Origin of the sequence: Tepidimonas charontis, assembly GCF_007556685.1 — a bacterium.
Classification (GTDB): domain Bacteria; phylum Pseudomonadota; class Gammaproteobacteria; order Burkholderiales; family Burkholderiaceae_C; genus Tepidimonas; species Tepidimonas charontis.
This window is the reverse complement of sequence record NZ_VJON01000012.1, coordinates 51,713-59,626: the sequence shown is the minus strand read 5'-3', so window position 1 is coordinate 59,626 and position 7,914 is coordinate 51,713. Positions and strand designations below refer to the sequence as shown.

General features: G+C 65.9%; 6 protein-coding genes and 1 pseudogene. 5 read left to right on the top strand and 2 right to left on the bottom strand.

Going from position 1 to position 7,914, the window contains the following annotated elements:
• Positions 1-431: 431 nt before the first annotated feature.
• A pseudogene (locus tag Tchar_RS05380) lies at positions 432-629 on the bottom strand (IS5/IS1182 family transposase); the annotation flags it as partial.
• Positions 630-1,019: 390 nt separating this feature from the next.
• Here Tchar_RS05380 and Tchar_RS05375 point away from each other — a divergent pair.
• From Tchar_RS05375 to Tchar_RS05355, 5 genes are all read left to right on the top strand, one after another.
• Complete coding sequence (locus tag Tchar_RS05375; protein WP_144328046.1) at positions 1,020-2,030, top strand: DnaJ C-terminal domain-containing protein; 1,011 nt, start codon at positions 1,020-1,022, stop codon at positions 2,028-2,030.
• A gap of 11 nt (positions 2,031-2,041) precedes the next feature.
• A complete protein-coding gene (locus Tchar_RS05370; RefSeq protein ID WP_144328045.1) occupies positions 2,042-2,365 on the top strand; it encodes a MerR family transcriptional regulator in 324 nt (107 codons plus the stop codon).
• 12 nt (positions 2,366-2,377) lie between these two features.
• A complete protein-coding gene (gene ftsH, locus Tchar_RS05365) occupies positions 2,378-4,216 on the top strand; it encodes an ATP-dependent zinc metalloprotease FtsH (protein WP_144328044.1) in 1,839 nt (612 codons plus the stop codon).
• Between the two features lie 33 nt (positions 4,217-4,249).
• Entirely contained in the window at positions 4,250-5,419 is a 1,170-nt protein-coding gene (locus Tchar_RS05360) for a S1C family serine protease (RefSeq protein ID WP_144328043.1), read from the top strand.
• Positions 5,420-5,678: 259 nt separating this feature from the next.
• Positions 5,679-6,704 (top strand): MBL fold metallo-hydrolase, encoded by a 1,026-nt coding sequence (locus Tchar_RS05355; RefSeq protein WP_144328042.1) that lies wholly within the window; start codon positions 5,679-5,681, stop codon positions 6,702-6,704.
• Here the strand turns inward: Tchar_RS05355 and Tchar_RS05350 are convergent.
• Entirely contained in the window at positions 6,696-7,820 is a 1,125-nt protein-coding gene (locus Tchar_RS05350) for a substrate-binding domain-containing protein (RefSeq protein WP_144328041.1), read from the bottom strand. The genes Tchar_RS05355 and Tchar_RS05350 overlap by 9 nt on opposite strands.
• Positions 7,821-7,914 lie beyond the last annotated feature (94 nt).

The following is a 7,914-nucleotide window of genomic DNA, read 5'->3' as shown; positions in this document are numbered from 1 at the left end:
CAAGCGGAAGAAGTCCTCGGTGGCGGGGCAGGCAAACATCGAAAAACTCCCAGAAAACGGCGCATCAGACCATCAAATCTGGGGGAAATTGTACTCGCAAACAGACAATAACACAAGAAAAATCATGATGTTATGAATATTTCAGGGGCGACTACTGCAAGACGCCCTATCGAGGCTTGGCCAAGAACGGCGCGCAACTCAACGTCCTGTTTGCGCTGGTCAATCTGTGGCTGGTGCGCAAGGCCTAGTTGGCTGCAACGGGATAAGTGCGCCCGCCACGGCGCCACTGGGGGCCGACGAGGCCTCAGGAGGCCCACGAAAGGGGCTTCTGGAGCGGAAAATAACTCAAAATCTGCCCCTGATCCCGTCATGTGAAACAAAGTCTACCATCACCGCGTCCTCTGGAACGAATAGGCTGGGTTGTGCAGAGGTTTCAAAAGCTTCTCGACCGCAAAGGGTGGACGACCACCCTTGGGGCCTGCCTTGGGCGCATACGGCTCGATGAGCGCAACCAGCTCTTTCCAGGGCACCACACGCTCCATCTGCTCCAAAAACTCACGCTTGCGGGTGCGCTTGGTGCGCAGCTCAAAGCCCGTATACATCGGCGCCTGAAGACTCATCTGCTTCATGTCGCTATTGTCCCATCCCGGCAGTCAGGTGGGGAGGTTTTGCAGACCTTCCCTCGCACCAAATTCACGAAAAATGGCTAATGGACAATCTGGGATTATCGCGCATGCCCGACCAGAGCCGCGCCGTCCTTGCGGCTTTCATCTTCGAAGCGTCGGCGTGGTTATGCAGCGGCGCCGTGTACGCCTCCGCGCGACATCGACTGCGCCGCTCCAGGCTCCCGGACGAGAGCATGTTCAGTCTGCAGCCCCTTTCGTGCCGGTGAAACCGGGTGCCGCGCGGTACGGGTGCGCTCGCGCCCCTTGCCATGTCATACCGGTGCCCCCATTTGACGCTACAGTGTGAGGGACACCGGTGGCTTGGTGTGCCCATCCAAACCCAAGGATACGGCGATGCAGTTCCCTGACTATTACGCGACGCTGGGAGTGGCACGCGATGCCAGCGCTGACGACATCAAAAAGGCCTATCGGCGCCTGGCACGCAAATACCACCCGGACGTGAGCAAAGAGCCCGACGCTGCGCAGCGTATGGCAGCGATCAACGAGGCCAACGAGGTGTTGTCCGACCCCGAAAAGCGTAAGATCTACGATGCGGTGGGTCACGAGGCCTGGGCCCAAGGCGCACGCACAGAAGAGGCGGCGGAGGCGGCACGGCAATGGGCGCGCCGTCGACAAGCCGCCGGCGGTTGGACGCATGCCAGTGCCGATGATGCGGGCTTTGCCTTCGATGACGGCTACAGCGATTTTTTCCACGAGTTGTTCGGGCATGCGGCGCGCGCGCGGGCACGCCGTACGGGGTCGCATGCGACACAGGGGACACGCGCTGCCCACCACCGGGGTGAAGACCAGCATGCCGAGATCACCCTGACCCTGGACGAGGCCTATCGGGGTGCGCAGCGCACGTTGACGCTGCAGACCGTGGCGCTGGATGCCGATGGCCACGTGGTACCGCGCACACGCACGCTGGAGGTGAAAGTGCCGGCCGGCGTGGCCGAAGGGCAGCTGATTCGTCTGGCCGAGCAGGGTTTGCCGAGCCTGGACGGTGGCCTCAGCGGCGACTTGTTTTTGCGGGTGCACATTCGCACCAGCGAGCGGGCACGCGTGCAGGGGCGCGATGTGACGCTGCGTGTGCCCGTGGCACCTTGGGAGGCGGTGTTGGGTGGCGACATCACGGTGGCCACGCCTGCCGGCGCGTTGACGGTGCACGTGCCGGCGGGATCGAGCGCCGGGCGCAAGTTGCGGGTGCGTGGCAAGGGCATTCCAGGGCGCGAGCCCGGTGACCTCTATCTGGAGCTGGACGTGGTGGCGCCGGGGGCGGTGACCGCCGAGCAGAAGGCCGCGTGGGCGGCCTTGGCCAAAGCGTATCCCGGCTTCGACCCGCGCCCGACGGGCAGCACATGGTAAGGAGCACGACGATGAGCCGGACACCATCGACGGTCGTCTGCGAGGCGGTAGAATTGATCGAGGGCGATGCGCTGAGCGTGGAGCAGTTGGCACGCTTGTGTGGTGTCGCCCCGCAGTGGGTACTGGCACGCGTACGAGACGAGTTGCTCAGCGCTACATGGCGCGGGGGCGTGTGTACCTTTTCGGCGACGACGGTCTGGCGCGCCCAGCAGATGGCAGCCATCGAGCGCCAGTTCGATGCCGACCCCGCACTGGCGGCTTTGGTGGCCGACCTGAGCGAAGAGCTGCAGCGTCTGCGCGCCGAGCTGGCCTACTGCCGAGCGCGCGGTCTGTGAGCAGAGGCGGCAATGGACAAGCAAAAGACCTGGAATGCGGGCTACTGGCTGGTGGCCTTCGTGCTGCTGCTGGCGCTGCAGAATTGGTGGCAAACGGCCGCGAGCGTGCAGCCCGTCCCGTACAGCGAGTTCGAACAAGCATTGCGCGACGGGCGGGTGGCCGAGGTGCTGGTGGGCGACCGCACCATCACCGGGCGGCTGAAGTCGCCCGACGAGCGGGGCAAAACGGTGATCGTGGCCAACCGCGTCGAGCCCGATGTGGCCGCACGCCTGGCACCGTACGAGGTGCCCTATACCCGCGTCGTGGAAAGCACCCTGCTGCGCGACGTGTTGTCGTGGGTGCTGCCGGCGCTGGTGTTTTTCGCGGTGTGGTTTTTTCTGTTCCGCAAGATCGCGGAAAAACAGGGCGTGGGCGGCTTCATGAGCATCGGCAAGAGTCGCGCCAAGGTCTATGTGGAGCAAAACACCGGGGTACGTTTCGACGACGTGGCCGGGGTCGATGAGGCCAAAGCCGAGTTGGCCGAAGTGGTGGACTTTTTGCGCCACCCGCAAGAGTACGGGCGACTGGGGGCACGCATTCCGAAGGGTGTCTTGCTGGTGGGACCGCCGGGCACGGGCAAAACGTTGCTGGCCAAGGCCGTGGCGGGCGAGGCCGGCGTGCCGTTTTTCTCCATCTCCGGCTCAGAGTTCGTCGAGATGTTCGTCGGCGTGGGGGCAGCGCGCGTGCGTGACCTGTTCGAGCAAGCGCGCGCCAAGGCGCCGGCCATCATCTTCATCGACGAGCTCGACGCGCTGGGTCGCGCACGCGGCGCCGGCGGCCTGGTGGGTGGGCATGACGAGCGCGAGCAAACGCTCAACCAGCTGCTCACCGAGATGGATGGCTTCGACGGCTCGGTGGGATTGATCATTCTGGCGGCAACCAACCGACCCGAGATTTTGGACCCTGCGCTGCTGCGCGCCGGGCGGTTCGACCGGCAAGTGCTGGTGGATCGTCCCGACAAAAAAGGGCGACTGGCCATTTTGCAGGTGCATGCACGCAAGGTGCGGCTGGCGCCGGACGTCGATTTGGTGCGCGTGGCGGGGTTGACGACCGGCTTTTCCGGGGCGGATCTGGCCAATTTGATCAACGAAGCGGCGCTGGCTGCCACCCGTCGTAAGGCCGATGCGGTGGGCATGGCCGACTTGACGGCGGCGTTCGAGCGCATCGTCGCTGGACTGGAGCGGCGCAACCGCGTGCTCAACGAAACGGAGCGCCGCACCGTGGCGTACCACGAAATGGGGCACGCGCTGGTGGCCTTGGCGCTACCGGGGTCGGATCCGGTGCACAAGATTTCCATCGTGCCGCGCGGCGTGGGCGCGTTGGGCTACACCTTACAACGCCCCACCGAGGACCGCTTTTTGATGCGCCGCCGCGAGTTGGAGCACAAGATCGCGGTCCTGTTGGGTGGCCGCGCGGCCGAAAAGCTCGTCTTCGGTGAGCTCTCCACCGGCGCGGCGGACGACTTGGCGCGCGCCACCGACATCGCCCGCGACATGGTGACGCGCTACGGCATGGACGAGGACTTGGGCTATATTGCATTCGAGCCCCAGCGGCCGCGTTTTTTGGATGTACCGGAGCCGGTGGCCGGCGGCTGCCGAGTGGCCGAATCCACCCAGGCGCGCATCGACGCCGCCATCCGCGCCATCGTCATGGGAGCGTTCGAGCGCGCGCTGGGCATTTTGCAAGACAACCGCGATATCCTGGAGCGCAGCGCTCGGGCGTTGCTGGAGCGTGAGACACTGGAGGAGGCCGACATTCGTACCCTGACCCAAGGCTTGCGTGTGCCCGGCACCGCGTCCGCGGCGGCTTGATGCGATTCCCGAGCCAGAGCGAGAAAATTGAATATGCCGTCGTACCCGCCGTTGCAACCTGCCCCGCCGCACCCCGCGCCCGATCGATTTCTGCGCCGCTGGTTGACCATCGTCGCCTCGGTTTTGCTGTTGATGCTGGCGTGGCGTCTGACGCCGGTTCTGCAAGCTTGGTTGATGCCGGCAGCGCCACAGACGGTGCCGCGCACCGTCACGCCACGCGGCGATCTGGCCGCCGATGAGCGAGCCACCATCGAGCTGTTCGAGAAGGCGCGCGACTCGGTGGTCTACATCAGCACCGTGCAGCGGGTGCGCGACTTCTGGACGCGCAACGTGTTCGAAGTGCCGCGGGGCACCGGTTCCGGTTTCATCTGGGACGAGGCCGGCCACGTCGTCACCAACTACCACGTCGTGGAGGGCGCCTCCGGTGCCACGGTTCGTCTGGCCGACGGGCGCGACTACCAAGCCGCCTTGGTGGGCGCATCGCCCGCGCACGACATCGCGGTGTTGCGTATTGGCGTCGGCTTCAAGCGGCCGCCGCCCGTGCCCATCGGCACCAGCCATGACCTACGCGTCGGGCAAAAGGTCTTTGCCATCGGCAATCCATTCGGCCTGGACTGGACGCTGACCACCGGGATCGTTTCGGCGCTGGATCGCACCCTGCCCAATGAGCGCAGTGGGCCGCCCATCGAACACTTGATTCAGACCGACGCCGCCATCAATCCCGGCAACTCTGGCGGGCCGCTGCTCGATTCGGCGGGGCGGTTGATCGGTATCAACACCGCCATCTACAGTCCCTCCGGCGCCAGTGCAGGCATTGGGTTTGCCGTGCCGGTGGACACGGTGATGCGCGTGGTGCCGCAGATCATCCAGCATGGGCGCTACATTCGGCCGGCGCTGGGGATCGAAGCGGACGAAGGCTTGAATCAACGTCTGGCAGCGCTCACGGGGGTCGCGGGCGTCTATGTGCTGCGGGTGTCGCCCGGCTCGGCAGCCGAGAAGGCGGGTTTACAGGGCGTGCGTGTCGCGCCGGCGGGCATCGAGCCGGGCGATGTGATCACCGCCGTCAATGGACGCGCCGTCGAGGAAGTCGGGCAGCTGCTGGCCCGGCTGGACGAATACCGCGTCGGCGACACCGTGCGTCTGACCGTGCGGCGGGGCCAAGCACAGCGAGAGGTCACGGTGACGTTGCAGCCCGGTGTGTGACGGGGCGCACGTGCCGCGCTGCAGCGTGGTGCCGTGTGTCCCCGGGGCGGTCATGTTTGCGCACCCTGACCCGGTCGCGCCCGTGATGATCTCCGGCGGCAACGGCAAGCGCGCAACGGGCCACGGAACGACCCCGTCGCCGGGGTGTCACACGTGCGTCCCGAAGCGGGACTTTACAAACGACGGCTGCGGTCAGAGAATTTGGGCATCGTTTTATACTGATAGACAGGTATTGGCTCGGGCTTGAGGAGACACTGTCATGCACGACGACAGGATGGATCGGCGCCGGTGGTTGCGCTGGGGTGTGGGGGCGGGAGTTGCCGGCTTGGCCCTGGCCAGCGCCCCAGAGGTGCGATTGCTGGCCCAGCAGGTGCACGATTTCATCGAAGGACCACCGGTGCCTGATATCCGGCCCGAGCAGATCAGCCCGCACGTGTGGTTGATTTATGCCAAGGACGGCTTTCCCACGCCGGAAAACCGGGGCGTGATGGCCAACATCGTTTTCGTCGTCACCTCAGCGGGGGTGGTGATCCTGGATTCGGGTTGTTCGCTGCAGCATGGCGAGATGGCCATCCGCATGATTCGCACCGTCACCGACAAACCGGTGGTGGCGATCTTCAACAGTCACTACCATGGTGATCATTGGTTGGGCAACCACGCTTTCGTCAACGCGTACGGCGCGGCGCTGCCCATTTATGCGCTGCCGCATACCATCGAGCAGATCAAGGGGGCCGAGGGTAATTTGTGGCGCAGCCTGATGGAGCGCTGGACCAACCAGGCCACCATGGGTACCAAGGTGGTGCCACCTAACCGTCCGGTGCAGCACGGACAGAGTTTCACGTTTGGCGATGTCACCCTGCGCATGCACCACTACGGCAAGGCGCACACGCCGTCCGATCTGTGCGTGGAGGTGGTGCAGGATCGCTTCACCTATGTCGGCGACATTGCGATGGAAAACCGCATCGCCAACATCGACGATGGCTCCTACCCGGGGACGTTCAAGTACTACGAAGCGCTGCAACAGGCCGCCGGCGACCAAGTGTGGTGGCCGGGGCATGGGCGCGGCAGCAAGACGCTGCTGCGCGACTACGGCACTTTCCTCAAGGGCATTTGGGAGCCGTGCGTGCAGGCCGTCAAGGACGGCGTGCCGCTGGAAAAGGCCAAGGAACTCGTGCTCAAGGACCCCCGCGTGGCCGCACGGGCGCGGGGGATGGCGGGGTTCGACTCCAATATTGGCAAGTACACCAGTTTGGCGTACTTGGAAGCCGAGCGGGAGCTATTCTGACCCCACGGCCTTCCTGAGCCGGCGCTTTGGCGGCAGCCGCCACCACGGCAGCGTCGCGGTCAGAGAGAGCACGGCGCCGCAGTCCTGCGGCGCATAGCCTGGAATGCCGGCCAGTCGCGCCTGCCAGGCGGGCGTGGTCAACACGTCGCGCAGGGCGCGCAGCCCGGGTTGCTCCAGGGCAGTTTCGAGGCAGGCGAGGGCATAGCGTTCGCGCACCAAGGGGACGAAGCCCAGCCCCAGCCGCTGCGCGGCCGCCTGTGTACCCAAGCCCGCATCGGCGCTGCCGCTGGCCACCGTCTGCGCAACGGCGGCGTGCGAGGGCTCGCAGCGGTCGTAGCCCGGCAGCTCCTGCGGTTGCAGGCCCGCTTCGCGCAGCAGCTCATCCAACAGCAGCCGGGTCCCGGTGCCTTCGGGCCGATTGACGTAACGCAGCCGCCAGCGCACGACGTCCGCCAGACCGCGCAGCCGGCGGGGATTGCCTGGGGGGACGATCAGGCCCTGCCAGCGCTGCGCAAAGCCCAGCAGCTTGTGCCGCCCCGGGGCGAGCAGCGGCCGGTAGGCGCGCGCAGCGGGGCTGTCGATGCCTGGCTGCTCACGCGTGTGAAAGCCAGCGACCACGCAGCGCCCGTCGTCGAGTGCGCGCAGCGCTTCCACGCTGCCGCAAAAGCGGATGTCCAGGTGCAGGCGCGCGTGTTCGGCCGCGTGTGTCTGCAGCAGCGGCAGGGCGTCGTCGTGGCTGGCGTACAGCGGCAGCACATGGCTGTCCGGGTCGAAGGCCAGCGCGAAGGTGCGCTCCAACTCGGCCCGCAGGGCCTCGATCTGTGGCATCAGGCGGGCCTGCGCCAGCCGCTCGGTCCAGATGAGTTTTTCGGCAAACGGGGTGAGGGTGGCGGCCTGGCCCCGCTCCCAGTGCACGAGCGGTTGACCGAGCCGGTCTTCCCACGATTTGAGCTGTCCCCACGCATGTCGGTACGACCACCCCAGCGCACGCGCCGCCGCTGCGATCGAGCCGCCAGTGCGCACGGCGTACAGCAGATCCATCAAGGGGTTGCGCAGCGGGGCGGCATGGTCGCTGCCCGTGTCGTCCAGAAGGTAGTGAAGCCCAATCCTGCGCATGCCCACAGTGTGCCCGATGTGACGGGGGCACCGCCTGCGCTGCCGGTGTCCCCAGGCCTATGCACGCCGCTGCATACCGGGAAAGCCACGGGCG